The sequence below is a fragment of the Denitromonas halophila genome, from assembly GCF_007625155.1.
GTDB classification, from domain to species: Bacteria; Pseudomonadota; Gammaproteobacteria; order Burkholderiales; family Rhodocyclaceae; genus Nitrogeniibacter; species Nitrogeniibacter halophilus.
The window spans coordinates 136,684-162,881 of sequence record NZ_VMNK01000018.1; the positions used below are offsets into that span (position 1 = coordinate 136,684).

25 protein-coding genes are annotated in these 26,198 nt (G+C 65.4%); 12 read left to right on the plus strand and 13 right to left on the minus strand.

Annotated elements, in window-relative coordinates; genetic code table 11:
- The first annotated feature begins 3 nt into the window (after nt 1–3).
- Both FHP91_RS18800 and FHP91_RS18805 read left to right on the plus strand, forming a co-directional pair.
- Entirely contained in the window at nt 4–843 is an 840-nt protein-coding gene (locus FHP91_RS18800) for an HDOD domain-containing protein (protein ID WP_144179197.1), read from the plus strand.
- Complete coding sequence (locus FHP91_RS18805; protein WP_144311100.1) at nt 836–2,656, plus strand: ATP-binding protein; 1,821 nt, start codon at nt 836–838, stop codon at nt 2,654–2,656. Before FHP91_RS18800 ends, FHP91_RS18805 begins: the two co-directional genes overlap by 8 nt.
- Here the strand turns inward: FHP91_RS18805 and FHP91_RS18810 are convergent.
- From FHP91_RS18810 to FHP91_RS18830, 5 genes are all read right to left on the minus strand, one after another.
- A complete protein-coding gene (locus FHP91_RS18810) occupies nt 2,653–3,312 on the minus strand; it encodes a sensor histidine kinase (protein ID WP_144311037.1) in 660 nt (219 codons plus the stop codon). The genes FHP91_RS18805 and FHP91_RS18810 overlap by 4 nt on opposite strands.
- A 3-nt stretch (nt 3,313–3,315) precedes the next feature.
- Nucleotides 3,316–3,756 (minus strand): GAF domain-containing protein, encoded by a 441-nt coding sequence (locus FHP91_RS18815; RefSeq protein WP_144311038.1) that lies wholly within the window; start codon nt 3,754–3,756, stop codon nt 3,316–3,318.
- 142 nt (nt 3,757–3,898) lie between these two features.
- On the minus strand, nt 3,899–4,222 hold the full coding sequence (locus tag FHP91_RS18820) for an AzlD domain-containing protein (RefSeq protein ID WP_313791163.1): 324 nt from the start codon (nt 4,220–4,222) through the stop codon (nt 3,899–3,901).
- Nucleotides 4,222–4,926: an AzlC family ABC transporter permease gene (locus FHP91_RS18825; protein WP_144311039.1), complete on the minus strand. Its 705-nt coding sequence runs from the start codon at nt 4,924–4,926 to the stop codon at nt 4,222–4,224. The genes FHP91_RS18820 and FHP91_RS18825 overlap by 1 nt, the downstream gene beginning before the upstream one ends.
- Before the next feature lie 3 nt (nt 4,927–4,929).
- Nucleotides 4,930–5,844, minus strand: a complete 915-nt coding sequence (locus tag FHP91_RS18830) for a hypothetical protein (RefSeq protein WP_144311040.1) — start codon at nt 5,842–5,844, stop codon at nt 4,930–4,932.
- A gap of 259 nt (nt 5,845–6,103) precedes the next feature.
- Here FHP91_RS18830 and FHP91_RS18835 point away from each other — a divergent pair, with 259 nt between their 5' ends.
- Nucleotides 6,104–7,183 carry a calcium:proton antiporter gene (locus FHP91_RS18835; protein WP_144311041.1) on the plus strand — a complete coding sequence of 360 codons (1,080 nt, stop codon included), beginning with the start codon at nt 6,104–6,106 and terminating at the stop codon, nt 7,181–7,183.
- Between the two features lie 747 nt (nt 7,184–7,930).
- Here FHP91_RS18835 and FHP91_RS18840 read toward each other — a convergent pair.
- The 8 genes from FHP91_RS18840 to nhaR all read right to left on the minus strand — a co-directional run bounded on the left by FHP91_RS18840 (nt 7,931) and on the right by nhaR (nt 15,570).
- The gene (locus tag FHP91_RS18840; RefSeq protein ID WP_144311042.1) at nt 7,931–8,254 is read right to left on the minus strand and encodes a hypothetical protein; all 324 of its coding nucleotides are present in this window, start codon (nt 8,252–8,254) and stop codon (nt 7,931–7,933) included.
- Nucleotides 8,255–8,278: 24 nt separating this feature from the next.
- Nucleotides 8,279–8,728: a DUF411 domain-containing protein gene (locus FHP91_RS18845; RefSeq protein WP_144311043.1), complete on the minus strand. Its 450-nt coding sequence runs from the start codon at nt 8,726–8,728 to the stop codon at nt 8,279–8,281.
- 27 nt (nt 8,729–8,755) lie between these two features.
- Nucleotides 8,756–9,196 (minus strand): c-type cytochrome, encoded by a 441-nt coding sequence (locus tag FHP91_RS18850; protein ID WP_144311044.1) that lies wholly within the window; start codon nt 9,194–9,196, stop codon nt 8,756–8,758.
- A 62-nt stretch (nt 9,197–9,258) separates the two neighbouring features.
- Nucleotides 9,259–9,588, minus strand: a complete 330-nt coding sequence (locus tag FHP91_RS18855) for a hypothetical protein (RefSeq protein WP_144311045.1) — start codon at nt 9,586–9,588, stop codon at nt 9,259–9,261.
- Nucleotides 9,589–9,598: 10 nt separating this feature from the next.
- Nucleotides 9,599–12,715, minus strand: coding sequence for an efflux RND transporter permease subunit (locus FHP91_RS18860; protein ID WP_144311046.1), 3,117 nt, complete (start codon nt 12,713–12,715; stop codon nt 9,599–9,601).
- Nucleotides 12,715–13,710 (minus strand): efflux RND transporter periplasmic adaptor subunit, encoded by a 996-nt coding sequence (locus tag FHP91_RS18865; protein WP_144311047.1) that lies wholly within the window; start codon nt 13,708–13,710, stop codon nt 12,715–12,717. Before FHP91_RS18865 ends, FHP91_RS18860 begins: the two co-directional genes overlap by 1 nt.
- Nucleotides 13,711–13,797: 87 nt before the next feature.
- The gene (hyi, locus tag FHP91_RS18870) at nt 13,798–14,571 is read right to left on the minus strand and encodes a hydroxypyruvate isomerase (RefSeq protein WP_144311048.1); all 774 of its coding nucleotides are present in this window, start codon (nt 14,569–14,571) and stop codon (nt 13,798–13,800) included.
- Between the two features lie 69 nt (nt 14,572–14,640).
- Nucleotides 14,641–15,570 (minus strand): transcriptional activator NhaR, encoded by a 930-nt coding sequence (gene nhaR / locus FHP91_RS18875; protein ID WP_144311049.1) that lies wholly within the window; start codon nt 15,568–15,570, stop codon nt 14,641–14,643.
- A gap of 166 nt (nt 15,571–15,736) precedes the next feature.
- Between nhaR and FHP91_RS18880 the strand changes: the two genes are divergently transcribed.
- The 9 genes from FHP91_RS18880 (at nt 15,737) to FHP91_RS18920 (ending at nt 26,175) form a co-directional block, all read left to right on the plus strand.
- Nucleotides 15,737–16,414: a Bax inhibitor-1/YccA family protein gene (locus FHP91_RS18880; protein WP_144311050.1), complete on the plus strand. Its 678-nt coding sequence runs from the start codon at nt 15,737–15,739 to the stop codon at nt 16,412–16,414.
- Nucleotides 16,415–16,593: 179 nt separating this feature from the next.
- The gene (locus FHP91_RS18885) at nt 16,594–16,977 is read left to right on the plus strand and encodes a DUF2946 family protein (RefSeq protein ID WP_144311051.1); all 384 of its coding nucleotides are present in this window, start codon (nt 16,594–16,596) and stop codon (nt 16,975–16,977) included.
- Nucleotides 16,978–17,161: 184 nt separating this feature from the next.
- Nucleotides 17,162–19,264 carry a TonB-dependent receptor gene (locus FHP91_RS18890; protein WP_144311052.1) on the plus strand — a complete coding sequence of 701 codons (2,103 nt, stop codon included), beginning with the start codon at nt 17,162–17,164 and terminating at the stop codon, nt 19,262–19,264.
- 11 nt (nt 19,265–19,275) lie between these two features.
- On the plus strand, nt 19,276–20,112 hold the full coding sequence (locus FHP91_RS18895; RefSeq protein ID WP_144311053.1) for a hypothetical protein: 837 nt from the start codon (nt 19,276–19,278) through the stop codon (nt 20,110–20,112).
- Complete coding sequence (locus FHP91_RS18900) at nt 20,105–21,163, plus strand: 4Fe-4S binding protein (protein ID WP_144311054.1); 1,059 nt, start codon at nt 20,105–20,107, stop codon at nt 21,161–21,163. The genes FHP91_RS18895 and FHP91_RS18900 overlap by 8 nt, the downstream gene beginning before the upstream one ends.
- A complete protein-coding gene (locus tag FHP91_RS18905; RefSeq protein ID WP_144311055.1) occupies nt 21,160–21,879 on the plus strand; it encodes an urease accessory protein UreH domain-containing protein in 720 nt (239 codons plus the stop codon). The genes FHP91_RS18900 and FHP91_RS18905 overlap by 4 nt, the downstream gene beginning before the upstream one ends.
- A gap of 275 nt (nt 21,880–22,154) precedes the next feature.
- Nucleotides 22,155–24,440, plus strand: a complete 2,286-nt coding sequence (locus FHP91_RS18910; protein WP_144311056.1) for a TonB-dependent receptor — start codon at nt 22,155–22,157, stop codon at nt 24,438–24,440.
- Nucleotides 24,440–25,690 (plus strand): exo-alpha-sialidase, encoded by a 1,251-nt coding sequence (locus FHP91_RS18915; RefSeq protein ID WP_144311057.1) that lies wholly within the window; start codon nt 24,440–24,442, stop codon nt 25,688–25,690. The genes FHP91_RS18910 and FHP91_RS18915 overlap by 1 nt, the downstream gene beginning before the upstream one ends.
- On the plus strand, nt 25,687–26,175 hold the full coding sequence (locus FHP91_RS18920; RefSeq protein ID WP_144311058.1) for a TlpA family protein disulfide reductase: 489 nt from the start codon (nt 25,687–25,689) through the stop codon (nt 26,173–26,175). Before FHP91_RS18915 ends, FHP91_RS18920 begins: the two co-directional genes overlap by 4 nt.
- The last annotated feature ends 23 nt before the right edge of the window (nt 26,176–26,198 follow it).

Sequence of the window (26,198 nt, forward strand, 5' to 3'; positions counted from 1 at the left end):
GCCATGTCCCTGAGCGCTGAACAAATCGTCCGCAACGCCGAGCAGCTCCCGCCGCCACCCAAGGTCATGACCGACCTGCTGGCGCTGTTTTCCCGCACCGATGTCGACGCCCGCAGCATTGCCGACACCATCGCGTCCGACCTGACACTCAGCTTGCGTACGCTCAAAGTCGCCAATTCGCCGTTCTACGGCCTCAGCAAGCGTATTTCCACGGTCCACGATGCGATCGCCATCCTCGGCTTCCGGGCGCTGCGCATGCTGGCGCTGGCGGTCGGTTCAGCCCAGCTGATGCACCTGCCGCCCGCGCTGCGCGCATCGATGGGGCATTTGTTACGGCACAGCACCCGCTGCGCCATGCTCGCCCGGCTGCTGGCCGAAAAAACCGGATCGGCAGGCGAAGAAGCCTTCACGGCCGGCATTCTCCACGACGTCGGAAAAATCTTGCTGGCCCAGACCGAGCCCGTCCAAACGCCAGAACACGGCACGACAAGCGACTGGATTCTGCATAGCGACACCATCGCCGAGCGCGCCGCCTTTGGCACCGACCACGCAGAGGCCGGGCAGATCCTGTTGCGTCACTGGAAGTTTCCCGAGGCCCTGTGCGAAGCGGCCGGCCGTCACCACCAGCCGCCTGACACCTTGCCGCCCCTGTGCGCTTTGATTGGCCTGGCCGACCAGCTGGCAGACATCCCGCTCGACGGCACGGAAGACTTCCCTCCGGCCACCCTGGCGCCGTGGATTGCCTGCGCAATGGGCGACACGCCTCTACCCGACACCGCCGCGCTGGCGGCGGTGATCGCCGAGGCCGACGCCTTGGCGAACGTGCTTGAAGCCGATGCCTGACGGGGTCGCCGCCCTCCGCCCATCGCCGCCGACCGAGCTCTGGTGCGACGCCCTCGCGCTGGCCGGCCATGGCACCTTGCTGCACCGGGGCGAGCACCCCGTATGGGCCGACGCCACACTGGCCGAGCAATTGGGCTGCACGCTCTCCGCCTTGTATGACCGTCCCTTTCATGCGCTCGACGATGCCAACAGCGCCGAGCGACTGCGCCAGCAAGGCGAAGCCTGCCTGGCGGGTCGCGACGCGGCACCGGTTGACATCACCACCGGCCAGCCCCCGTGTGCTGTACGCCACTTTGAAGTTCGCGCGCGCCGGCTCGAAGACGCGGCCGGACCGCAGGTGCTGCATGTCTTCATCGAGCGTACCAACGCCGCGCCGACACACGACCCATCGACACGCGCCGTGCTCGATCAGATCATCCGCGAGCTGCCCATTGCCGCCTTCATCCTCGACACCGAGCATCGCGTCACTCACTGGAATCTGGCCTGCGAACGCATTTCCGGCATGACGGCCCAGCGCCTGATTGGCACCCGCGACCCCTGGCGCGCCTTCTTCGATGCCCCCCGCCCGGTCATGGCTGACATGATCCTCGACCATGCCGACGCCGACACGCTCGAACGCTTCTACCCGGGCTGCTGGCAGCGCTCAACCCACACGCCCGACGCTATCGAGGCCGAGGGCTTCTATCCCAGCCTCGGCGAATCCGGCCGCTGGATCTACTTCCTGGCCGCGCCCCTGCGTGGCGCTGACGGCAGCATCATCGGCGCCATCGAAACCCTGCAAGACATTACCGAGCGCAAGGCCGCCGAAAACGCGTTGGCCCTGACCAACGAACGCCTCGAACTGATCGTCGCGGACCGCACCCGTGAGCTCGCCGAGGCCAATGCCCGGCTCGCCGAAGACATCGACCAGCGCGAGACCGCCGAACAGGAGCTACTCAAGCGCTATATCGAACTCACCGAGCTCAACTGCCAGCTTCACGATGCGCAGGAACAGCTCGTGCAGTCCGAAAAGCTGGCCTCCATCGGTCAGCTCGCCGCCGGCGTGGCGCACGAAATCAACAATCCGATCGGCTATGTGCTCTCCAACATCACCAGCCTGGGCGGCTATCTCGATGATCTGCTCCGCCTGTTCGACAGTTTCGAGGCGCTCGAAGCGGGTCGCGCACCCGACGACCCCGCGCTGCTCGCCGTGCAAAAGCTCAAGCAGGAAGTCGACTTCGACTTCCTCAAGGAAGACCTGCCGGCGCTGCTGCGCGAGAGCGAGGAAGGCGCCTCACGCGTACGCAAGATCGTCGCCGACCTGAAAGACTTCTCGCATGCCGATCAAACCCAGGAATGGGTGTGGGCCAATATCGTCAAGGGTATCGAAAGCACCCTGAACGTGGTGAACAACGAGGTCAAATACAAGGCCAGCGTGGCGCGCCACTACGCCGAGATCCCGGCCATTCAGTGCATGCCCTCGCAGCTCAACCAGGTGTTCATGAACCTGCTGGTCAATGCTGCCCATGCCATCGAAGCGCCGGGCACCATCACGATCACCACCTCGCAGCCCGATGCCGAGCATGTGCGGATCAGCATTGCCGACACTGGCTGCGGCATCCCGGAGGCCGTCAAGGCGCGCATCTTCGAGCCTTTTTTCACCACCAAGGGGGTCGGCAAAGGCACCGGGCTGGGATTGTCACTGTCTTACGGTATCGTTCAGAATCACCACGGCCGCATCGACATCGACTCCACGCCCGGCGAAGGGACGACCTTTCACGTCACCTTGCCCATCCAGCAGCCGGATGCCGAGCGCACGCCAGCGACGGACTAATCCGCATGTTCGCCGCCTTCTTGCGGCGAATCCACCTGCAAGGTGACGTAGAAGCAGGCGCCGCGCTGGACCTCGGGCTCAAACAGCTTGCCCGCGTAAAGCATGTCAAATCCCACGCCGTTGTCCCGGACGAAAAAGCGCGTGCCATCGCCGGTGGTTTCGCCGCCGATATCGACGTGCGGCGTATCCGCGTTGGCGCTGAACTTCCAGGCGTTGCCGATCAGCTTGTCGAGCGCCAGCCGGATCAGACGCGGATCGCCCCGGACGCGCATGTCGGGCTGAGTGCTCACGGTCAGTGCCGAGTCCGGATTGTCGCGCCGGCAACGCGCGACGGACTCATCCACCAGCGCGGACAAATTGACTGACGCCTTGGAGATCGGCGCGCGCACGGCGCGCGACAGATACAGCAAATCATCAATCAGCCGCGCCATACGCTTGGCCGCATCTTCCACGTCGGAGATCAGCTCGAGACCGTCTTCGTCGAGCTTGTCGCCGTGCTCGGCGCGCAGCAAATGGCTGAAACCCGCCACCGCGCGCACCGGCGCCCGCAGGTCGTGCGACACGGCATAACTGTAGGCATCGAGCGCCTGCTTGAGCTCCACCAGCTCACGCGTCTTGAGGCGGACGTCAAACAATCTGAGCGCAGGGTTGCGCATCAACTACAGCGCATCTTTCTGCATCTCGCTGAGCTCGCGCGGCTTGGTGTCGATCACGCACAAGGTCCCGAGGCCATGGCCCTCGGCGGTGAACAAGGGCGTCCCCGCATAGAAGCGGATATTCGGCGGCCCGGTGACCAGCGGGTTGTCAGCAAAACGCGGGGCGGCCAGCGTGTCGGGAACAATGAAAACACACGGCTGGAGAATGGCGTGCGCGCAAAACGAAACGCTGCGCGCCGTCTCCAAGGCCTCCAGCCCCACACAGGCCTTGAACCACTTACGCGAGTATCGACCAAAGAGATCAGCGCAATCGGCGCCTCGCACACACGCAGCCAAGGAGGTCACCTCGTCGAACAGCGCCTCTCGCGCCAAATCGAGCACATCGTATTGGCGTAGCGCCCAGCGCCGATGAGCCTCGTTGGCAGGCAGAGTAGCGGACTGCATGGCCGGACTCCCCTCTGGACAGCGAACATGCGCCAGCCTAGACGCTTGACGTTAGGGTAACTCGCCCCGACTGTTGCGCCGATTGGCACTGCTCACGAGCCGTAAGCGGAGGCCCGGACAAGGTGTCGCAGCTCTGGGCGCCTCAGAACCCCAACCCCTTGCGCAAGCCAAGCAGCACGCCCATGCCGATGATGAACGGCAACCACGGGTTCTTCCAGCGCAGCGCGATCATCAATACCACCACCGCCGCGGCGAACTTGGGGTTGAAGGGCTGCACCGCGCCGTCCACCACAAAAACACTGGGTGCCACGATTGCCGCCAGCGCCGCAGCCGGCGCATAGCGCAGCGCGCCCTGCACCGCCGGCGGCAGGCTCGCCCGCTGCCCGAGCACGATGAAACTGCCGCGCGGGAGATGGGTCGCCATCGACACCAGGGCAAAACTGATCCACAACCAGATACCATCCATCATGCCTCCTTGCGCTCAGGCAGCACTCGGCCGGCCACAAAACCGGCAATAATGCCGATCACGATCGCCACGATCACGCCCAGCTTGAGCGGCATGCCGCGCAACAGTACCGAAGACGCGCCCCCCACCAGCGCGGCCACCAACATGGCCCGGTTCTTTGACAAGGGCACCAGAATCACCATCAGCGCGATGGTCGCCATGAACTCCAGCGACCAGTCCTGTGGCAAAGCCCCCGCACCGAGCACACCGGTCAGCACAAAGCACTGCCACAGGCCCCAGCCCCACAGCGACGGCCCCAGAAAATATCCGAAGCGCCAATGCCGGTCGCGCACCGACAGCATGCGTTCGGTACACACCGCAAACACCCCGTCGATCAGCAGATAGCCCGACGGAATGCGGAGCTTGAGCGGCACGTCGTGGAAACCCTTGGCAATGGCGGCGCTGAAAATCAGAAAGCGCAGGTTGAGCGCCAGCGCTGTCAGCCCGATCAGCCACAGCGGCGCCCCGGCCACAATCAGCGGCAAGGTGGCAATCTGGGCCACACCGGCATAGACCATCAGGTTCATGCCCATGGCCTCAACCACGCTCAGCCCGGCCGAGGTCAGCGCCACGCCGGTGACCAGCGCCCACGGAATCAGGCCGATCGACAGCGGCAGAAAGATGCGGAACCCGGACCGGGCGCCGGCCAGAAAGCGGCGATTCACGCCTTAGCCCGCCACGCCCGGCGCCAGCCACACGCCGCCATCCTCGGCGCGGCGCAGTTGCAGACCAAGGCTGCCGAACACCGCCTGCAGCGTGTGCTGAATCTCGCTGCGTGCCGCTTCAACGGCGGCCGGTTCGCTGGCACAAAACAGGGCGTTGAGCTGCCCCTCCAGCGCCGCCCAATGCGGGCCAAAAAAGCTGCCCCGGATCGCCTCGCCCATCTCGGTACTGATCGCGTCCACGCCCCGCTCCAGCCCAGCCAGATAGCCCTGAACATGGGCGGCGGTCTGCACCAGATGGGCAATGCGCCCGAGACTGCGCAGAAACAGACCATCCAGATCGGCGGCGCCGGTCGCCACATCGTCGGCCGTTGCCGCGGGCAGCGCATCGATCACGTCCAGCAAATGCTTGAGCATCAGATCGGCATCGTTGGGCAAGGACCAGACCGTGCGCCGACTCACCGCGTACTCGCCGCGCATGGCCTCCACCACCGGCCGCAGCTGGCTGTCGAACACAGAATCGCGCCAGGCGCCCAAGCCCGCCTGGCCTGCCGCCAGTGCGTCCAGATGCAGCCGCACGCGCCACAGTTCGCCGTGCAGCAAATGAACAAAGCGCGCCATGGCATCCACCTCACTGCCCAGCGCCGCCACCACCTGCGCGCCTTCGAGCACCAGCACCGGGCCGGCATCGAGGTAAAGCGTGCGGGCGACGGTCGGCACGATCGCCCCCGCCGGCGCGGGCGCTTCGCCCAGCGACACCAGTGCCGCGGGAAGGTCATCGGCCACCACGATCTGCTCAAGCACGCCATCCAGCGCGCTGTCGCGCTCGCAAATGCGCCGCGCCAGCTCCTTGAGCACGATCTCGATCGTCGGCCCCACGGCCTCGATCTTGTCTCCCCGACACACCACTCGCGTAATCACAAACCACTCTCCTCGTCTCGCCGACACGAACCGGCATCATCGCAGCATTTTAACCACCCACCAGCGCTTTGCCCCGCGACGCCGATGTCGCCTTCGGCCTCGCATTGGGTCTTGATTTTTTAAGCGACATGCCCTCCACCGCAGCCCGCGCACAAAACACGCACCGGCCGAGAATTCGCGAATCGTCACATGTTGCGGGTGGTTTCATGCGCGGTGGCAAGGCACAATCGAACTCCTTTCTGCCCGACATCCCATTGCCATGCGACTCGCCCTCAAGGCCGAAACCCCCATCTTTGTTGCCGGCGCCGTACTCGCCATCGGCATCGCCCTCGAACATGGTGCCATCGAGCACGGTGGCTTCATGCTGTGGGGACTGCTCGGACTCATCCTCGCCGCCATCATCGGCGTCGCCTTCCGCATCAGCCACCACGCCGAGGTGCTGGCAGTGCGCTGGGGCGAGCCCTACGGCACGCTGATTCTGACCATCGCCGCGGTGTCGGTCGAGGTGGTCATCCTCGTCGTGCTGCTGCAAGGCGCCCCCAACCCCACGCTGGCGCGCGACACCGTGTTCGCCGCGCTGATGCTCGACATCAACGGCATCCTGGGCATTGCCGCCATCATCGGCGGCCTCAAGCACGGCACCACGCGCTACAACCTCGACTCGGCCAACTCCTTCATGGCCATGCTGATTGTCGCCATCGGCATCGGCATGTTCATCCCCGACTTCGTGCCCGACGAGCACTGGAAAGCCTATTCGCTGTTCAGCGTCGGCACCATGGTGCTGATGTACGCCGCCTTCCTGCGCCTGCAGACCGTCGAGCACCGCACCTTCTTCGAACATGTCGCCGCGGTGGATGAAGAGGCCCACGACACCGCGCACAGCCCCTCGTGGCTGCATGTGGCGATCATGGTTGGCGCCATCGTCCTGGTCGGCCTGCTGTCCGAAGTGCTCTCCGTACTGCTCGACGCCGGCCTGGCCGGCAGCGACCTGCCCAAGAGCCTGCCCGCCGTGCTGGTGGCCCTGCTCTCGGCCAGCCCGGAGATCCTCACCGCCGCCCGCGCCGCCGCGGCCAACCGCATGCAGACCACGGTCAACATCGCCCTCGGCGCCTCGCTCGCCACGGTGCTGCTGACCTTGCCGGTGATCGAGGGCATCGCCCTGCTCACCGACGACCGCATCGTCATGGCGCTGACCCCGATGCAGGGCGGCATGCTGCTGCTGACCATGCTCGCCGTCATGAACAACCTGCACAATGGCGAAACCAACGCCATCGAAGGGGTCAGCCATCTGGCACTTTTCTTTGCCTTTGCCGGGCTGGTGGCGATCGGCCTGCTGTAGACGCGACGCGGCTTGCGGCATCCGGGCGGCGCTGGGGTGCGCTTTGCCCGATTCCGCGGGGCGAGGCTTCGAGTAGCGAGCGTTGGCCGGGTCTCGCCCCGGCGGGCGACCTACTTTCTTGCTTGTGCAAGAAAGCTAGGCAAAGAAGCACAGCCCGCTTCTGCGCCCCCTGCGGGGGTTCCCGCCCTGCGGACGCGTCGGGCGGGGTGCTTCGCAAACTCGCCCTGCGGGCTCAAACATGCGAAGCCCCTTTTCCGCCCGCCCCATCCTCCGGTTGGCGCGGCAGAGGGCGGGGCGATGGTGCCTGACTTTACGACCGAGGCATCTTCGTAGGGTGGTCAGCTCCGCTGCCCACCAAGTAGCGCTTGTGGTGAGGCACGATGGTGGGCGGGAAGGCCCCCACCCTACGGCACCCCGCGGGCGATGGCGAAGCCGAGCCCGCAATGCCTTCCCCTTCTGTGCCGCCGAACGGAGCGCGGCGACGGCGGGAATTGTCGTGTCGCTGTTTGAGCCCGCAGGGCGAGTTTGCGACACGACCCGCCGGCGTCGGGCGTAGAGAGAGCACCGGCGAAGCCGGCGGCACAGCGGGGCGCCTTCTTTGCCTCCTTTCTTGCGCGTGCAAGAAAGGAGGTCGCCCGCCGGGGCGAGACCCGGCCAACGCCCCCTCGCCGAAGGCAACACCGCCCCAAGAACGGCAACACACAACCTGAACGAACTCGGTCAAGGCGTAGCTCAGCCTCCACGCCGTTACGGCGAATTCCCGCAGGGATGCCGATCCGCCCCGCACTGGTCGAAATTGCCCAGCGGCCGGTTGAAGGTGTATTCCAGCGGCTCGCCGATCCACGCCTCGGCGGTTTCACCCACCGAGCCGCTGGGTACGGTAAACGGCAAGGCCAGCACGAAGCCGACCGTGCCGATCACAGCGCCGACAAAGCCGAGCGGACGCACCACCACGAGATCGACCGCCATGTCGGTGGCCTTGTCGCCAGTGACCGAGCCGGCCTCCTGGGCGTGCACCGGGGCCGCGGCGAGCGCCGCGGCCAGTACCAGCGTCCGGCAGAACGATTTCATGGCCATGCCTCCTCGAATGCTCGCTCAATGACGCGCGAACACGGTCTCGCCGCCATCGGCGTTGAACTGCACCACATCATAGCGGTCAGGGGTGCCACCTTCCATGCCCGGCGAACCCATCGGCATGCCGGGGGCGGACAGGCCGCGAGCGCCGGCGGGTTGTTCGGCCAGCAGCCGCTTGACGTCGGCGGCCGGCACATGGCCTTCGATGACATAGTTGCCGATCCGTGCGGTGTGGCAGGAGCCAAGCGCCTCGGGGACGCCCAGCTGCGACTTGATGCGCCCCATCGCCTGGCTGGGGACTTCCTTGACCGAGAAGCCGGCGGCGCGCATGTGTTCGGCCCACTTGCTGCAGCAGCCGCAGTTGGGGTCCTTGTACATGGTCGCTTCGGGCAGCTCGGCCCAGGCCGTGCCAGCACTCATCGAGACCGCGGCGACCAGCGCCAGTTGGCGAAACATCTGAATGGTGTTCATGTTCGGTTCCTTGTTCGGCAGGCGCGCTCAGCGCCCGCTCGTCTGGGGTTTGAATCGTTCGGCGCGCATTCGTTTCACCTCATCGGGCCACTGACTCTCGATGTAGGCGAGCACGGCGCGGATCTCGTCGTCCGACAGGATGTGGCCAAAGGCCGGCATGTCGCTCTGGTAGCCCTCCGGCGCCAGCGGCGGCACCAAGCCGTCGCGGGTCATCTGCACGAGCATCTCCATCGGGTGATGCCAGGTGTGGCCGCTGGCGTCGTGCGGCGGGGCCGGCAGACGGCCATCGGGTTTGCGCTCGCGCCAGTCCGGCTGGCCCTCGCCTTTTGCGCCATGACAGCTGGCGCACTGGGCGGCGTAGAGTGTCGCGCCCTGTGTCAGCGATGCAGACATGGGGGCTGACACCGGCGGATCGCCACAGGCGATGAGCGCTGCGCTGGCCAGCACGGCCAGTCCAATTGTTTTCATGCGGGAACTTCCTAAATCTCGACAAACACTACAGCGCGATTTACGCGCCAACCGGATCGGATTCAGGTGGTGAGGATGGGGGGGCGGTCGTGGCGGGGCACCGTCACCGAGGCGAAGCCCGGCATCGGCGTGGCGCTCAGCACATGCGCGCGAGCACTCAGGTCGGCTCGCGCGACAGGCAAGGCAAAGTGCATGCCCGCGGTGGCGCAATCGCCCTGAGCGCACTCGCTGAACGCGCCAGCATCAGGGCAACACGGCGCGTCGGCCGCATCGCCCATATCCGCCATGACGTGCGCGGTAGGCGCGGCGTCCGTGCAGACACCGCCCCAGCCCGCCAGGGACGGCAGCGGGAGAGCCAGGATAAGCAACAGGATGACGAGTCGGCGCCACATGCGCTGCATGCTACGCCATCAGCGCCGCCGGGCCTTGATCCAGATCGACCGACGGCTTCGGCGCGCGCATCACCAAGCGGTACAGCAACGGCACGGCAAACAAGGTGAGCACGGTCGAAAAGCCCAGGCCCCACACGATGCTGGCCGCCACCGGCCCCCACATCAGCGACTTGCCGCCCAGGCCGACGGCCAGCGAGAACAGGCCGCCGATGGTGGTGGTGGTGGTGATGAGAATCGGCACCACGCGCCGCCGCGCGGCATACACCGCGGCGTGCAGCACGCTCATGCCCTTGCGCAGCCGTTCATTGGCCGCGTCGATGAGCACGATGGCGCTGTTGACCGCGATGCCGGTCAGCGCAATCACGCCATACAGGGTATAGAGCGACATCGGGTTGCCCGACACGAACAGGCCGAGCACCACGCCGGTGAAGGCCAGCGGTACGGTCACCAGGATCAGGATCGGCTGCCAGTAGCTCTTGAACTGGGTGGCGAGGATCAGGTAGATCAGGCCGAGGCCGAAGGTGAACAGCTTGACCATCGAATCCAGACTCTCCTGGATGTCGTCGAGCTCGCCGGAGAAATCCAGCGCCACGGTCGGGAAGCGCGGTTGCAGTTCGGCCCAGGCGGCCTTGAGCCGGTTGTTGGCGGTCACCGTGTCGGTGGTGTCGGGCGCCAGATCGGCCTCGACGGTGATCGCCCGGCGCAGCTGGTAGTGGCGGATGTAGCCCTTGGAGATGCGCATCTGTGCGTCGACCAGCTCGCCCAGTTGCACTTGCCGGCCGTCGTCGAGCGGCACGGTGCGCTGGAGCAGCGCATCGATGTCGCTCAGCGTCTGCGGCTGGGCGCGCACGATGAGATCGACCTTTTCGCCATCGACCCGAACGCTGGCCAGCGTTTCGCCCTCGCCATACAGGCGCAGCAAGCGCGCCACGGTGGCCGGCTGCACGCCGGCGCGGGCGAGTTTTTCGCGGTCGAGCGTGAGGCGCATTTCGGTGCGGCCGGGCACGTCGTCGTCGGTCAGGTCCTTCACGCCGGCGATTTTCGCCACCTCGGCCTTGAGCGCATCCGACGCGGCGCGCAGTGTGGCATAGTCGTCTGCCTTCACCTTGACGCTGATCGGCTTGCCCGACGGCGGCCCGCCCTTCATCTCAAGAAACGACAGCTTGGCCTCGCCCGTGTGCGCCATCACCGCGTCGCGCAGGCGCTCGATAATCTCGCCGGTGAAGGCGCCATCAGTCTGGCGCGGCGCCAGCGACACCAGCACCTGACCGTACTGGTCGCCGTAAAGCGGTTCGGTTTCGGTAAATTTGAGGCCGGCGTAGGCGGTCACAGTGCGCATCTCGGCCGGATCGAGCTGCTCGCGGATGGTATCTGCCACCTTGTCGGCCTGACTGAGCGTGCGCTCCAGCGCCATGCCGGCGGGCATGTCGACGTTCACATAGAAGAGCCGCATCGAGTCAAAAGCAAAGAACTGCTGCTTGACCACCCCGCTGCCCACCATCGCACCCGCGCCGACCACGGTCAGCAAGACCACCAGCAACGCCAGCTTGGGCCAGCGCATGACGCGGATCAGCGCGCGCGAGTAGCGCAGCCGCACCCAATGGGTGAAGCGTACCCGCCGCGCCTGGCCAGCACTCTGGCCCCCGCCGGCTTTGGGGCGGATGCTCAACACGTGGGTGGGCAAGATCCAGAAGGCTTCAAACAGACTGACACCAAGTGCCACAGTGACGACAAAGGGCACCACAAACATGAACTTGCCAAGAATGCCCGGCAGCAACATCAGCGGCAAAAAGGCGGCCATGGTGGTGAGCACTGCGCTGGTCACCGGCGCCGCCACTTCGAGCACGCCGTTGATCACCGCCTCGCGCGCCGGCTCGCCACGCTGCATGCGGTAGTAGATGGCTTCAACCACCACCACGGCGTCGTCCACCAGCATGCCCAGCGCAATCACCACGCCGAGCAGCACGGTGAGGTTGAGCGTCGATCCGATGCCATTGACCACCAAAAATGTGCCTGCCAGCGAAAACGGCACGCCGACCCCGACCAGTAGTGCCATGCGTGGACCGAGAAACGCCCAGCACATCACCAGCACCGCAATCAGCCCGAGCAACGCATTGGATTCCATGATGCCGATTGCGTTGCGGGTCATGTCGGTCTGGTCGTCAAGCATCACCAGTTGCACGCCCTGGCTCTCGAGCAACGGGTTGCGCGCCGTGGCGAAGGCGCGCAGCTCTTCGACCAGCGACAGGGTATTGACGCGGCTCTGCTTGGTTACCGACAACATCACCGCCGGCTGACCGTGCACGCTGACCCGCTGCGTGGTGCGCTCGTGCCCGCGACTGACCTCAGCCACCTCACCCAGCGCGACGCGGCCCTGCGGCGTGATCAGCGCTGTGGCGGCGAGGGTGTCGGGGTCATCGGTCTTGCCTTCGAGGCGCACCAGCCATTCGCGGTCCTGCACGCGCACCCGGCCGCCCAGCGTATTGCGGAACCAGCCAAGCACCGAATCGGACACCTGCACCGGCGACAGCCCACGCGCGGCCAGCGCCGCCGGGTCGAAATCGACATGCAATTCCGGATCGTCCAGACCGGCGGCGATCACCTTGTCTACGCCGGGCAGGCGTTCGAGGTCTTTCTTGAGGTCGAAGGCCGCGCGGCGCAGGCGCTCATCCAGCGCTGGACCATACACCGCCAGAATCGCGGTCGGAAAGCCATTGGAGGTGGTGATCTCCACCACTTGCGGGTCGGTCGCCTCCTCGGGCAACTCGTCCGAGGCCTTGTTCTGGATTTCGCGGCGCAGGTCGGCGATACGCTTGTCGAACTCGCGCTCCGACAATTCGTTGAAACGCACCAGGATCGACGACAGGTTCTCGCGGCTGGATGAAGACACATACTTGATGTCCTTCACCTGCGCGATGGCGTCTTCGAGCGGCGAGGTGAGCTCCTGCTCCACGTCTTCGGCCGACGCCCCCGGCAAGACCGTGGTGATGTTTACCCAGTTGAAATTGATCTCCGGGTCTTGCGCCCGCGGCATCAACACATAGGTCAGCGCGCCACCGACCAGCACCAGCGCAAAGGCGATGTTGGCCAGCGGGTGGTTGTCGATCAGGCGGCGGTAAAAGCCCATCACTGCATCGCCCCGACCGGCTTGAGACCGATCTGGAAGCGGCCTTCATCGACCACCGGCAGCGTCGCCGGCCAGTCGGTCGGCACCAACACCGGCCTCCCCTGCTGGGCCTCGGGCAAGGCGCGGAAGACCGGCGCATCGCCGGTCATGACATACACGCCGAAGACGCCGTCGCGCTTTTGCACATAGGCCGGCGGCAGCATCGGCCGTTCGCCCTGCCAGCGCACTTCGCCCGCCAGACCAATCGGCATCGGGCCGGACGGCGCAAAGATCACGTCCTGCGCCTGGGCCACGCGGTCGACCAGCGGCGATACCCGCTGGAGCGCCAGCGGCACCTCGAGCCCGGCGGCATCGAGCACCCAGGCCTTGGCCGCGCGTACGCTGGCAATCTGCGACACCGGCACACTCGCCCGCACCTCAGGCGTGGCCGTCGCGGCCAGCACCAGTACCGGCGCGCCGGGCGAGACGTAATCGCCCACGCTGGCCAGCCGGGACTTGACCACGCCATCAAAAGGCGCGGTCAAGCTTGTGCGCGACAGCGCCAGTTCGGCCGCGGCGAGCTGTTGCCGGGTGGCGGCGAGTTCGTTTTTGCGCACCGCCAGCTCGGTTTCCTTCACCCGCAAGGCGTCCGCGCTCAGGAACTCGCGTTTGGCCAGCGCCCGGTTCTGCGCCAGCTGGGATTCGGCCAAGCGCAGCTGACTGGCCACCAGGGCCACCTGCGCCTTGGCGCGATCGCGCTCGATGCGGTGTTCGCGGTCATCCAGCGCCAGCAAGGTCGATCCGCGCTTGACGGTTTCGCCGACGCGCACGGGCAGCGTCTTGATGCGCCCCGACACCGCCATGCCCAGCTGGGCCTCATCCAGCGCATTGGCCGTGGCATTGACGCGATAGACTGGATACACCGCCAGTTCGGACAGCGGCCGAGTGGTCAGTTCGGCGGCCTGTGCAGCCAGAGGCAGCAGGGCGCACAGAGCGAGAAAGCGCAATGAAGTCATGTGGCATGCGGCCGGCGAATGAGGCCGGCGCGTCCCGTCACTGAAAGCGCAGAGTTTAGCGCGCCCGCATGACAGATGCAGGCACAATCACTCCGCTGGCCGCCAGCCCAATCCGCTCAGCGTGTCGGCGATCGGCTTGTACTCGCAACCGATCCAGCCCGTGTAGCCGAGCGCATCGATGTGCCGGAACAAAAAGGGAAAGTTGATCTCGCCTGTGCCCGGCTCATGCCGCCCCGGCGTATCGGCCAGTTGCATGTGACCGATCATGGGCAGATAGCGCGACATTGTGTTGGCCAGCTCGCCCTCCATGCGCTGCGCATGGTAGATGTCGTACTGGATGAACAGATTGTCGGCGCCAACCGCCGCGACGATCTGCGCGGCCTGCTCGGTGCGATTGAGAAAAAAACCGGGGATGTCAAAGCTATTGATCGGCTCGATCAACAGCCTCAGCCCCGCCGCTTTCAAGGCGCTGGCAGCGAAGCGCAGGTTGTCGACAAAGGTCGTCAGCGCGCGCTCGGGGTCCACACCCTCGGGCGAAATCCCCGCCAGGCAGTTGAGCTGTGGGCAGCCCAGCGCCCGCGCGTACTCGACGCCGCGCCCCACGCCGTCCTGAAACTCCCCCACGCGCTCCGGATGACAGGCAATGCCCCGCTCGCCGGCGTCCCAGTCGCCCGGCGGCAGATTGTGCAGCGCCTGCACCAGCGTGTTGGCCTGCAGCGCCTCGGCCAGCTGTGCGGCAGGCCAGGCGTAGGGAAACAGGTACTCGACGCCTTCAAAGCCCGCATCCGCCGCGGCGGCAAAGCGATCGAGAAAGGCATGCTCGTTGAACAGCAGGGTCAGGTTGGCGGCAAACTTTGGCATGGCGACGGTCCGGCGACACAGGCGATCGCCGCCAGCATAACCGCGGCGCCGGCCGCACGAAACCCGCGCTCAGCCACCCCGACGCTTTTTACGCACGGGGGCGATGGCCCCCGCCGGCTGGGTGGCGGCACTGATGGCCACAATCGCCGGATGGGTCAGCTTGCGCTCGGTGGTGATACCGTAGGTTTGTTCGGTCAGCCCCGGAATCTCGCCCACCGCCGCCACGCCGTACTGCGCCTGCACATCGGGCACCACCGCGCTCGGCGCACAAAAGAATCCTGCTCCCGCACCGCCAAAGGCCTTGAGCAGCGCGCTATCGTCAAACTCGCCCACAATTTGCGGACGCAAGCGCTCAGCCTCGAACCACTGCATCAGCGGCACGCGCACCGCCACGTCTTCGCCAGGCAGCAAGAACGGCGCCTCGTCCAGACAGCGCGGGAAGTCGCCGGCAAATTTGGCGAGCAGCGCCGACGTCGCCATCACCGTCAACCGACTCTCACCCAGCAAGTGGCTGTAGGCGCGCACGTTGTAACGCGCCGGCATGGGTCGGTCAGCAATCACCATGTCGAGGTGATGCACCGACAGCTCCGCCAACAGCGGCGCCAATCGCCCCTCGCGACACACCAGCCGCACCGGCGCATCCAGCGTCAGGGTCGGCGCCACCAGCCGGTAGGCCATCTGCTTGGGCACGGAGTCGGCAATACCGACCCGAAACGGCGGCGCCTGCGCAGCATGGGCATCGTGCAACACATCGAGCAACTCATCGCCGAGCGCGAAGATCTCCTCCGCGTAACGCAGGATGCGCTGGCCCGCCTCGGTCACCACCAGGCGTCGCCCGGTACGTTGAAACAACGCCACCCCCAGCCGCTCTTCAAACGCCGTGATCTGACCGCTGATCGACTGCGGCGTCAGATGCAGCTGCTCACTGGCGCGGGCAATGCTGCCGGCCTTGGCGACCATCCAGAAGTAGCGCAAATGCTTGTAGTTGAGTGTAGCCATGTCACCAACACCTCGGATTTTTCTAACAACGCATGAACTTTATTCGATTTGTTCGTACCAAACACTACGACTACACTGCAACGCGTAGAAACGGCTTTTGAGCGAGGATTCGCTTCGGGCGACCCGCCAGCCGGCAACAAACATCAGAAACCATACGGAGCGCACCATGAACCGCACTTCCCCCTTCCCCACCGACGTCGGTCGCGGCCAGCAAAGCTCGGTTCTGGCGACCAACAAGGTCATCCGCAACACCTACATGCTGCTGTCGGTCACGCTGCTGTTCTCGGCCCTGACTGCCGGCGTGTCGATGGCGCTGGCCCTGCCGCACCCGGGCATGATCATCACCCTGGTCGGCTACTTCGGCCTGCTGTTCCTGACCACCAAACTGCGCAACAGCGCCGGCGGCATCGTCGCCGTGTTCGCGCTGACCGGCTTCATGGGCTACACCCTGGGTCCGATCATCAGCCACTACCTGAACATGCCCAACGGCACACAAACCGTCATGACCGCCATGGCCGCCACCGGCGCCATCTTCCTTGGTCTGTCGGGCTACGCACTGACCACCCGCAAGGACTTTTCCTTCATGGGCGGCTTCTTGATGGTGGGCATCCTCGTGGCCTTCCTGGCCGGCCTGGGCGCGATCTTCTTCAGCATCCCGGCCCTGTCGCTGACCGTCTCGGCCGCCTTCGTGCTGCTGATGTCCGGCCTCATCCTGTATGAGACCTCCAACATCATTCACGGCGGTGAAACCAACTACATCATGGCCACCGTCACGCTGTTCGTGTCGATCTTCAACCTCTTCACCAGCCTGTTGCACCTGCTGGGCTTCATGAACGACGACTGAGGCCAGCCCCACCACCGGGGCTTTCGCATCAAGCACATCGGGCAGCGCACTGCGCTGCCCGATGTGCGTTCACCACAGGTCGCTGCATTACCACAGCGCTGCGACACGTCGTCGCAATCGCCTATTTTGCAAGCAGGTTTTGCGCTTCACCTAAGCCGCAAGTGGTAGATTTCGCGGCCATGAACTTCGCTATCCGCTGCGCTTGCTGGATCCGCTGGGTGCTCTGCCTGGCGGTATTGAGCAATGGCTTGATAAGCAGCCTGATGCCCCACTCAGGCATGGGCACGTCAGCAGCCATGTTCATCGAAATCTGTACCGACCGCGGCATCGTCCAGGTCGCCGCGGACACCCCGGCCGACGCCCCCAGCGAAGCGCCGACACCGCACACCTCCTGCCCCTTCTGCCTGCACTCGACACAGTCGGACATTGCGCCGGGACCTCTCCCCTGGCTGGCGGCCATAGACACACAGGTGATGAGCCAAGCGCTTCCGCGCCAAACGCATCGCGACACATCGTCCTACCAGGCGCGCCATCCAGTGCGCGCTCCGCCGGTCATATCCTGATTTTTCGGTGCTGACAGCCCGGGCCCGGTACGCGAAACACACCGCGAACTGGTAATACAGACTCGCCCCAACGGCTTCCCGCACCGCCTAAACCCGCACCACAGCCACATTTCGCCGCCCCATGGTCAGCAACACGCCATGCGGATACGCACGCCATTTCACATCTGAAAAGACGAGGTTTTCCATGCATCATCCCTTCCGCCTTAACACGCTGGCAGCCGCCATAGCCCTGATGTCTCCCGGGGTCTGGGCCGACAACACGTCAAACGCGCCCATGATGGACGAGGTCAGCGTCACCGCAACCCGTGAGGAGCGCCCGACCGCAGACGTCCCTCAATCGATCGCCGTGGTCGGCAAAGCCACGCTCGAACAAAAGAAGATGTTCAACATCAAAGAGGCACTGCAGGAAGTCCCAGGCGTGTTGATCGACAGCAAAAACGGGGGCTTTGATGCGCGGTTGATCATCCGTGGTGCGGGCCTCAAGGCCCCCTACGGCATCCGCGAAATCATGGTGCTGCGTGACGGTGTGCCGATGACCGACCCCGACAGCTTTACCCGTCTGGACTTCATCGACACGCAGGACATCGAGCGCATCGAGATCGCCAAGGGGCCGGGCAACCTGTTCGCTGCGGGGAGCGCTGGCGGTGCAATCCAGATCATCTCCAAGTCCGTCTTCGACACCGGGGGCAACTCGGCGCGCATCGGCCTGGGCAACATGGGCACCCAGAACTACCACCTGCGGCATGGTGTGGTGGGCGAGAAACATGCCTTCGCCGTCACCGCCACGCACCGCACGATGGAAAACGACTGGCGCGCCTGGAACGAGTTCGACACCACCCAGGTGTCGCTCAAGCATGGCTGGATGCTCAATGATCAGGATGTGCTGGAGAGCGAGCTGTCCTACGCAGAGGCCAACATGCAGCTCCCCGGCGGCATGGACGCCACCCAATTCAAAAGCTTCCGCGATACTGGCCGCCAAACCGGCACCTCCAGCGCCTGGGAGCACTCGGGACGGTATTCGAAAGTCTGGTTCTTCAACAGCCGCCTGGAGATCGAGCGCGGTGATGTCACGTTCAAGCCGCGCTTCTACTACAACACCTGGTATCACAACCACCCCGTCACCGGCATCATCAACGAGACCGCCGAATGGGTCTCCAACATCGGTACCGACCTGGAAATGAACTGGCGCCACACCGGCGGCACGCTGGTCGGCGGCCTGACCGTGCGCAAGGAAAACATCCCCGATTCCCGCAAATACGAGTATCGCGATGTACGCACCTCCGGCACCGGGCGCATCCTCGCGACACTATCGGACGCAAAGGGCGATCTGGCCGAAATCGACAAAGGCAGCAGTCTGCTGACCGCCCTGTATGCCCAGGAATCCTGGCGACCGGCCAAAGACTGGATTGTCGACGTCGGCTTACGCTATGACGTGATTCATATCGAAGAGACTGCCAACGAGCTCCGGAGCTATAACTACAGCACCGGAAAATACGTCACCGGCAGCGGTATCCAGAAGACCGACAAGACCTTCCGGCTGCCCGCGCCTAAGCTCGCCATCAGCTACAAACTCACGCCGCAGCTGACCGCCTTCGGCGTGATTGCCCAAGCGGGACAGATACCCTCAACAGGTGAGATATCCAGCAACCCGGATCTCCAGGCACCGGTGTCGCGCAACATCGAGTTCGGCCTGAAGGGGCGTAGCCAGGACTGGCAGTTTGATGCCAGCGTCTACTTCACCAAAGTGAAAGACGAGATCGTTCAGATCAACACCGGTGGCACCACGGAATATGCCAACGCCGGCAAGACCGACAAGAAGGGTGCAGAGTTGTCCGCTAGCGTGCAGCTCGGCCATGGCTTCGAGTTTGGCGGCCACTACGCCTACTCGGACTACACCTACGACAGCTTCAGCGAGCCTGTGCGGGTCGGAATGACGACCACCAACCAGGACCGAGCCGGCAACCAGCTGCCCTTTGTTCCGAAGCAGCAGTACGGCACCTTCATCGGCTGGAAGTCGCCCACCGGTTGGCGCGCCCGCCTGGCCGCCAACAGCTGGGGCGAGTATTACCTCGACAACGCAAATTCGGAAAAATACAGCGGCTGGAACTGGGTCATGAACCTGTCGGTGGGCTACGAAAAGGGCCAGCACGCCCTCATGCTCAACCTCGACAACCTGACCGATCGCCGCTACGCGGCAGAGGTCAAGAAAGACACCAGCGGCGTGATCACCTATACGGCGGCCGCCCCGCGTCAGGTCATGCTGACCTACCGCTACGCGTTCAAGTAAGGAGACGCCCCATGAAACGCTCGCTCTGCGCGCTGCTCCTGGGGTGTGCCAGCCTTGGCACCGCACAGGCGCAACACACGCACGCCGCCCCTCTGGCCCCCGAGGCCGCGCCCACCCCCTGGAGTCGCGCCCCCCTGCTGCTCGCCGCTCGCGGCGGCGGCCGGGGGGCGGCAAGCATTGTCGTCCAGAACATCAGCAGCCAGGCTGTCACGGTCTTCGCCCCCGGGGGAGATCCCGCGCGCCTCAAGCTTGACTACCCCGCCGCCGCGGGGCGTACCGCTATCCAGCCCTCCGGCGCCACCATGGGCAACTACCACTGGGTCCAGGCGCGCGAGGAACGCGACACCACGGTGCGCGTGGCCTCCACCGTGTGGTACTTCAACAATCCCGGCGACGCGCCCACCCAACTGCTCACGCAGCCCAAGAGCGAACTGGAGATCGTCCCCACACCATTGCCGCGCGAACACGGCCACTATCGCGAGAGCGAGCGCTGGCGCTTTCTCGTGCGCTGGCAAGGCAAGCCGCTCGCCGACCACCCCGTCACGATGGAAACGGAGTTCGGGAGCCGGTCAACGCTCTTCACCAATGCACACGGCGTCGCGACCATCATTTTTCCACGTGATTTCGATCCTGAAAAAGCGCAGGCCGCCCACGATCGTCCCAAAGCCGGCTTCGTGCTGAGCACGACGCATCACGCGGCCAACCGCCAGTTCATGACCGCTTTCAATCACACCTACTCACCCGAACCCGAGCGTAGCCGGAGCCTCGCTTGGGGCGCGGCGTTCAGCACCCTCGGCGCGCTCATCGCCTTCCCGCTACTGCGTCGCAAGGAGGCCACTCATGGCTAAGGCACTCAACTCGTTGTTTCCGACGCTCTCGCGTGTCCGGCTAACGGTGCAACTGATCATGCTTTTCGTCACCGTCTGGGGCGCCAGCATCGTCGGCCACTACTCAGCCGAGAAGATCTCCGACGCCCTCCCCGCGCTGTCCTGTGCCTACGACATGGACAACGGTGGCTACTGCGTGCTGATCCCCTTGCAGCACCAGATGCACCACCGTGTCGGCGAGGCCCTGGTCAAGGCGCAAGAAGTCGGCCTCAAGATCCTGCTGCCGCTGGTCATGACGATGCTGACCTTCCTCGCCTTTTTCTTCGTGCTGGGCAAGGCCTTCTGCGGCTGGGTCTGCCCACTGGGTACTTTGCAAGAAATCGTGCAGCGTGTCGGACGGCGCTTTGGCGTGGCACAGCACACACTGGGGCCCCAATCGGTAGGCAAGGTCCGTCCGGTCAAGTGGCTGATTTTGATCGGTCTGGTGTTCACCTTGCCGCTGCTGACCGGCATGGGCATCACACCGCACGCCTTTGGCAATCCTTACTGCGACATTTGCCCCTCGCGGATCGCCACAACCTTGCTGACCGGCGGCACCGAACAGTTCGCGCTCAACGCCGAAAGCGGCTGGCACTTTGCCATCGGCGCCTTCGCCAACACGCTGTTCGGTTTCGTACTCATCGGCGCACTGGCCATACGTCAGCCCTTCTGCCGCATCTGCCCCATGCTGGCCATGAACGCGGCCTTCCGTTTCGTGTCGCTCGCGCGCCTGACCAAGCGTGCCCACGACAAGTGCGACAAATGCGGTATCTGCGCCAAAGCCTGCCCGATGGACATCCACGAGATCCACACCGAGCACGGTCGCAAGGCCTATCACGACGACTGCACCCTGTGCGGCCGCTGCGTCGAGTTCTGCCCGGACGACGATATCATCGCGCTCAAGCTTGGCCCCATCCCGCTGTTCCGGTCGTCACGCGAGTATTACAAAACGCGGGTCAAGGGCGAATCGCCCGAAGGCGACGTCAAGCCGATCAAGCTTGTCCGCAAGCCCGCCCCGGACGCCTCGGCATGAACCCGCCGGAGCTGGCCGCGCTCTTCGCCCCGGACGGCCAGGTCGGCCTGCTCGGCGCCTTGCTGCTTGGACTGTCGATGGGGCTGACCGCCTGCACCATCACCTGCCTGCCCTTCATGGGCAGCTGGGTGCTGGGGCGCGCAGGTGGGCGCGGTGAGGCGCTGCGCCACACCGGCGCCTTTCTGATCGGCCGCATGCTCGCCTACGCCGCACTGGGCGCGCTCGCCGGCCAGCTCGGTAGCGTGCTGGTCGAGATCCTCAAGAGCGACCTGGGCAACAAGGCCATCGGCCTGGCCAGTACGTTTGCCGGCCTGTGGCTGCTCGCCCCAATGCTGAAGGCGAAAACACCTGCCGCGGCATCCCGGCCAGTGGTGTTCCACCGCAAAGGCACAGCACCACAGCGCGGCTGCGGTACCGCACGCAGCGGGGCCGCATTGCCGCCCCTCTTGCTCGGCGCAGCCCTCAGCCTCACCCCCTGCGCCCCACTCGGCTGGCTACTCGGCGTCAGCGCCATGACGGGCAGCGCCACGGCCGGGCTGAGCCAGGGCTTGGCGTTCGGTCTGGGTGCCGCCGTCACACCGCTGCTGCTTGTCGTGCCGCTGTTCGGCAGCCTCGGCCAACGCCTCACCGATGAGCGTGACTGGCTCACCTTCTGGCTGCGGCTGGCCGCCGGGGGCGTGCTCATCTTCCTCGGCGCACGACGCTTTTTCGCATGAAGACACCGCTGCGTCGAGCAGAGCGTTGGCCCCGTCCGCTCCACCAGGAGCAACCGACATCCCGAAAGCGCTCCGCCGCGCTGCGCGGAGCTTCCAACATCCATATCGGGCTGACCGATGTCCTGTTGGCGCACGCACGGCGCTGCGACAGATCGTCGCGACAGCGGGTTTTCGGGGAATAGATTCATACAATAAGTATCTTTATTTTTATTTGATGCATTCTTAATGTATCTTAAAAACCACCTTCCCCGGCCCACCGTCAAGGACTCTCGAAGATGCTGATCCGCACTTCCGCCCTACCAGCCCCCTTTCCGCGCCACACCCTTGCCGCGGCCTTGCTCATGATCAGCCTGACCCCGACCGCCTGGGCCGACGGCGTCACGCAACTGGGCAACGTGGTGGTCACCGGCGCGGCCGACTCACCCACACACTTCACCAGCCCGTCGGTGCTCATTCCCGCCGAACAGGCAGATCAGCTCAACGCCACCACGGTCGAGGATGTGTTCAAGTACGAGCCGAGTCTGATCATCCGCAAGCGGTACATCGGCGATTCAAACGGCACGGTCGGCATGCGTGGCGCCAACATGTTCCAGACCGCGCGCACCATGGTCTTCGCCGACGGCATGCCGCTGCACTCGCTGCTTGAAACCCGCTGGTCGGGCGCGCCGCGCTGGGGCCTGGTGGCGGCCGACGAGCTCGAATCGGCCGAAGTCATCTATGGCCCCTTCTCGGCCGAGTACAGCGGCAACGCCATGGGCGGCGTGGTGAACATGAAGACCAAACTGCCCACCCAGCGCGAGCTGCACGCCGAAGCCGCGAGCTTCCACCAGCAATTCGACCACCTGGGCGCAGACGAGATCTACTCGGGCCACCGCGAATACCTCGCCTTTGGCGACGCCTTCGGCGACCTGCGCCTGTTCGTGTTTCACAACCACCTCGAAAACAAGGGCCAACCGATGACCTTCCGCAGTCGCAGCGTGGGCACGCCCGCCGGTGGGGCTACGGTCATCACCGACGGCGCCGTCCGTGGCCGCGACAGCCAGAGCAACGACGTGATCTGGGTGGGCGACTCCGGCCCGGCGGCCACGATCACCGATCTCACCAAATTCAAGCTCGGCTACATCCTGGGCGAATGGCAGGCCACCGCCACCGTCGCCTATGAAGACCGCGACTGGCGCACCCGTCCCACCAATTACCTGCGCGACGCCGCCGGCAACGCGGTGTGGAGCGGCAACGCGGTCTACAACGGTGCGGGCTTCAGCGTCAGCTCCAGCCACTTCGCGGTCAGCGACCAGATCCGCCAGACCCTGCAACTCGGCGTCGGCCTGGAAGGCCCGCTCGGCGCCAGCGGCTGGACGCTGGAAACGAACCTGAGCCACTTCGATGTGCTCAAGGACCACACCCGCAGTTCCAACAAGAACCCGGACGACCCGACCTACACCACGGCCGGTTCGGTGTCGGACTACGAAGACACCGGCTGGCTGTCGCTGGACGTGAAGGCCCGCACCGAGCGCTTCGCCGGCCGCGACGACATGAACTTCGTCACCGGCTACCACTTCGACCGCAACAGCCTGGCCATCGACAGCTACGATTCCACCAACTACACCGTCGGCACCAAGTCGGTGCACAACCAGACCACCGGTGGCAAAACCCGCACCCACGCCGCCTTCGCGCAATGGGGCTGGGATTTTGCGCCGCAGTGGGATGTTGCCGTCGGCGCGCGCTACGAGCAATGGCAGACCTATGACGGCTTCTACTACAAGCACAAGACCGCCGCCCTGCTCGACTTCGAAGACCGCGACGCCACCGGCTTTTCGCCCAAGTTCTCGCTCGGCTTCCGGCCGGCCGAGGCCTGGCAATTGCGCTACTCGATCGGCCGCGCCTACCGCTTCCCGATCGTCGAAGAGTTGTTCAGCAACGAAGAGAAGATCAACAGCAGCACCATCGCCAACGCCAAACTGCGCCCCGAGGTCGGCATTCATCACAACTTCATGGTTGAGCGCCTGCTGGCCAACGGCTTCGTGCGCGCCAATCTGTTCCATGAAAACGTCAAGGACGCCATCTGGAGCCAGACCGACGTCATCAACAGTGTGAGCACCTTCCTGCCGGTCGACAAGGTGCGCACCACCGGCCTCGAGCTGGTGCTGCAGCAGAACCGCGTCTTCGCCCTGCCGGTCGACCTCAACGCCAATATCACCTGGACCGACAGCAAGATCGTCAAGAACAGCGCCGACCCCAGCACCGAAGGCAAGATCTTCCCGCGCATGCCGCGCTGGCGCGCCAACCTGCTCGCCACCTGGCATGCCGGCGACAAACTCGACACCTCGCTCGGCCTGCGCTACGCCAGCAACAGCTATGGCAACCTCGACAACTCGGACAAGGAAAGCAATGTCTATGGCGCGCAGGACGACTACCTCTTCGTCGATCTCAAAGCCACTTACCGTGTCACCCAAACCGGCCACCTTGCCGTGGGCATCGACAACCTCTTCAATGACGACGCCTTCGTTGCCCACCCGTGGCCGCAACGCACGCTGTACGTCGAAGCCAAGCTGAGCTTCTGATGCGCACCGCCATGCGCCTCACCCCGCTCCTGCTCGCCCCGATGCTGGTCAGCGTCAGCCTGGCGGCCTCGCACGGCGGCCACGATGGCACCGCAAGCGGCCCGACCCTGGCGCAATGCCAGGACGCGGCCGCCCTGCCTTCGCCCCACTGCGGCCGCACGCCCAGCCCGGCCTTCGACGCGCAAGGCCGGCTGTGGCTGGCCTTCGTGCAGGGCGGGCACGTCTATGTCACCCATGGCGCCGATGGCGAAAACACCTTCGCCCCGGCCGTCGCCGTCAACCCGCAGGCTGAATCGATCTACAGCGACGGAGAAAACCGCCCCAAGATCGCCTTCACCCCGACCGGTACGCTGGTGGTGAGTTGGACGCAGAAGATCACCGGTGCCTACGCCGGCGATATCCGCTTCGCCCGCTCGACGAACGGCGGCCAGCGCTTCGACGCGCCGCGGATCGTCAACGATGATCGCGCGCCGATCAGCCATCGTTTCGACTCGCTCATCGTCGACGCCAAAGGCAGCATCACCCTGGCCTGGATCGACAAGCGCGACCTCGCCGTCGCCAAGCAAAGCGGCACCGACTACCCCGGCGCCGCCATCTACACCGCCACCTCGACCGACGACGGCGCCAGCTTCGCCCCCAACCGCAAGCTCGCCGACCACAGCTGCGAATGCTGCCGCATCGCGCTCGCCACCGACGGCGAGCGAGCGCCGCTGGCGCTGTGGCGTCATGTGTTTCCGGTCAATGTGCGCGACCACGCCCTCGCCCGCCTCGACCCGACCGCCACGCCCGTGGCCGAGCCCATGCGCGCCACCGACGACGGCTGGGTGATTGAAGGCTGCCCGCATCACGGCCCCGACCTGAGCGTCGACGCCGATGGCCAGGCCCACATGGCCTGGTTCGTCGGCGGCGGGCCAGCGCCCGGCCTGCACTACGGCCGCATCGACCCGACCACTGGCACACGCAGCCCGACTCGCCGGCTATCCCATCAACCCGGTGCCAGCCGGCCGCAAGTGCGGGCGCTGGGCAACGGTCGGGTTGTCGTCGCCTGGAAAGCCTTGCAGCCGAACGGCACGGTTCTGTTGATCAGCGAGTCAAAAGATGGCGGCCAGCACTGGTCGCCCGAGCGCACGCTGGCCAGCACCGCCGGCGGCTCCGACCACCCGCTGATGATCGTCCGTCAGGGCGAGCTCTTCCTCTCCTGGCAAACCCAGGCCGACGGTTATCGGCTGATCCCGGTACCGGCGCCATGAAGCGCCTCGCCGCGCTCTTCGTCGGCTTGCTCCTGCTCGCGCGTCCCGCGTTCGCCGAGTTCAACCCCTTCGGCACCGACAGCCTCGCGCAGATCGAGACCCGCCGCGCCGGCAGCGATTTCGTGCTGGTGCTGTGGTCGGTGGATTGCCCGCCCTGCCTCAAGGAGCTGGCCCTGTTCGGCACGCTCACCGACGCCCGCGCCCGCCAGCGCCTGGTGCTGATCGTCACCGATGATCCCGAACGCCACGCCGAGGCCGATGCCCTGCTGGCCCGCTTCAAGCTGACCGACCTGGAGCACTGGGCCTTCGACGCCACCGAGCCCGAACGCCTGCGCCAGCGCGTCGACCCCGCCTGGTTTGGCGAGCTGCCGCGCAGCTACCATTACCCGGCCGGCCAGCCCCGCCAGGCCCGCAGCGGACTGATCGACGCTCCGACGCTGGGCCGCTGGCTGGGCACTTCGATCCCAAGCACCGGGCACGACTGATCCGGCTCGGGGCGTAGAATCGG

Bases quoted from the DNA above. Each gene is read 5' to 3' on its own strand.
- FHP91_RS18800 (WP_144179197.1), top strand. From the start codon at position 4: ATGTCCCTGAGCGCTGAACAAATCGTCCGCAACGCCGAGCAGCTCCCG.
- FHP91_RS18805 (WP_144311100.1), top strand. From the start codon at position 836: ATGCCTGACGGGGTCGCCGCCCTCCGCCCATCGCCGCCGACCGAGCTC.
- FHP91_RS18810 (WP_144311037.1), bottom strand. From the start codon at position 3,312: ATGCGCAACCCTGCGCTCAGATTGTTTGACGTCCGCCTCAAGACGCGT.
- FHP91_RS18815 (WP_144311038.1), bottom strand. From the start codon at position 3,756: ATGCAGTCCGCTACTCTGCCTGCCAACGAGGCTCATCGGCGCTGGGCG.
- FHP91_RS18820 (WP_313791163.1), bottom strand. From the start codon at position 4,222: ATGGATGGTATCTGGTTGTGGATCAGTTTTGCCCTGGTGTCGATGGCG.
- FHP91_RS18835 (WP_144311041.1), top strand. From the start codon at position 6,104: ATGCGACTCGCCCTCAAGGCCGAAACCCCCATCTTTGTTGCCGGCGCC.
- FHP91_RS18840 (WP_144311042.1), bottom strand. From the start codon at position 8,254: ATGAAATCGTTCTGCCGGACGCTGGTACTGGCCGCGGCGCTCGCCGCG.
- FHP91_RS18845 (WP_144311043.1), bottom strand. From the start codon at position 8,728: ATGAACACCATTCAGATGTTTCGCCAACTGGCGCTGGTCGCCGCGGTC.
- FHP91_RS18850 (WP_144311044.1), bottom strand. From the start codon at position 9,196: ATGAAAACAATTGGACTGGCCGTGCTGGCCAGCGCAGCGCTCATCGCC.
- FHP91_RS18855 (WP_144311045.1), bottom strand. From the start codon at position 9,588: ATGTGGCGCCGACTCGTCATCCTGTTGCTTATCCTGGCTCTCCCGCTG.
- FHP91_RS18860 (WP_144311046.1), bottom strand. From the start codon at position 12,715: ATGGGCTTTTACCGCCGCCTGATCGACAACCACCCGCTGGCCAACATC.
- FHP91_RS18865 (WP_144311047.1), bottom strand. From the start codon at position 13,710: ATGACTTCATTGCGCTTTCTCGCTCTGTGCGCCCTGCTGCCTCTGGCT.
- hyi (WP_144311048.1), bottom strand. From the start codon at position 14,571: ATGCCAAAGTTTGCCGCCAACCTGACCCTGCTGTTCAACGAGCATGCC.
- nhaR (WP_144311049.1), bottom strand. From the start codon at position 15,570: ATGGCTACACTCAACTACAAGCATTTGCGCTACTTCTGGATGGTCGCC.
- FHP91_RS18880 (WP_144311050.1), top strand. From the start codon at position 15,737: ATGAACCGCACTTCCCCCTTCCCCACCGACGTCGGTCGCGGCCAGCAA.
- FHP91_RS18885 (WP_144311051.1), top strand. From the start codon at position 16,594: ATGAACTTCGCTATCCGCTGCGCTTGCTGGATCCGCTGGGTGCTCTGC.
- FHP91_RS18890 (WP_144311052.1), top strand. From the start codon at position 17,162: ATGCATCATCCCTTCCGCCTTAACACGCTGGCAGCCGCCATAGCCCTG.
- FHP91_RS18895 (WP_144311053.1), top strand. From the start codon at position 19,276: ATGAAACGCTCGCTCTGCGCGCTGCTCCTGGGGTGTGCCAGCCTTGGC.
- FHP91_RS18900 (WP_144311054.1), top strand. From the start codon at position 20,105: ATGGCTAAGGCACTCAACTCGTTGTTTCCGACGCTCTCGCGTGTCCGG.
- FHP91_RS18905 (WP_144311055.1), top strand. From the start codon at position 21,160: ATGAACCCGCCGGAGCTGGCCGCGCTCTTCGCCCCGGACGGCCAGGTC.
- FHP91_RS18910 (WP_144311056.1), top strand. From the start codon at position 22,155: ATGCTGATCCGCACTTCCGCCCTACCAGCCCCCTTTCCGCGCCACACC.
- FHP91_RS18915 (WP_144311057.1), top strand. From the start codon at position 24,440: ATGCGCACCGCCATGCGCCTCACCCCGCTCCTGCTCGCCCCGATGCTG.
- FHP91_RS18920 (WP_144311058.1), top strand. From the start codon at position 25,687: ATGAAGCGCCTCGCCGCGCTCTTCGTCGGCTTGCTCCTGCTCGCGCGT.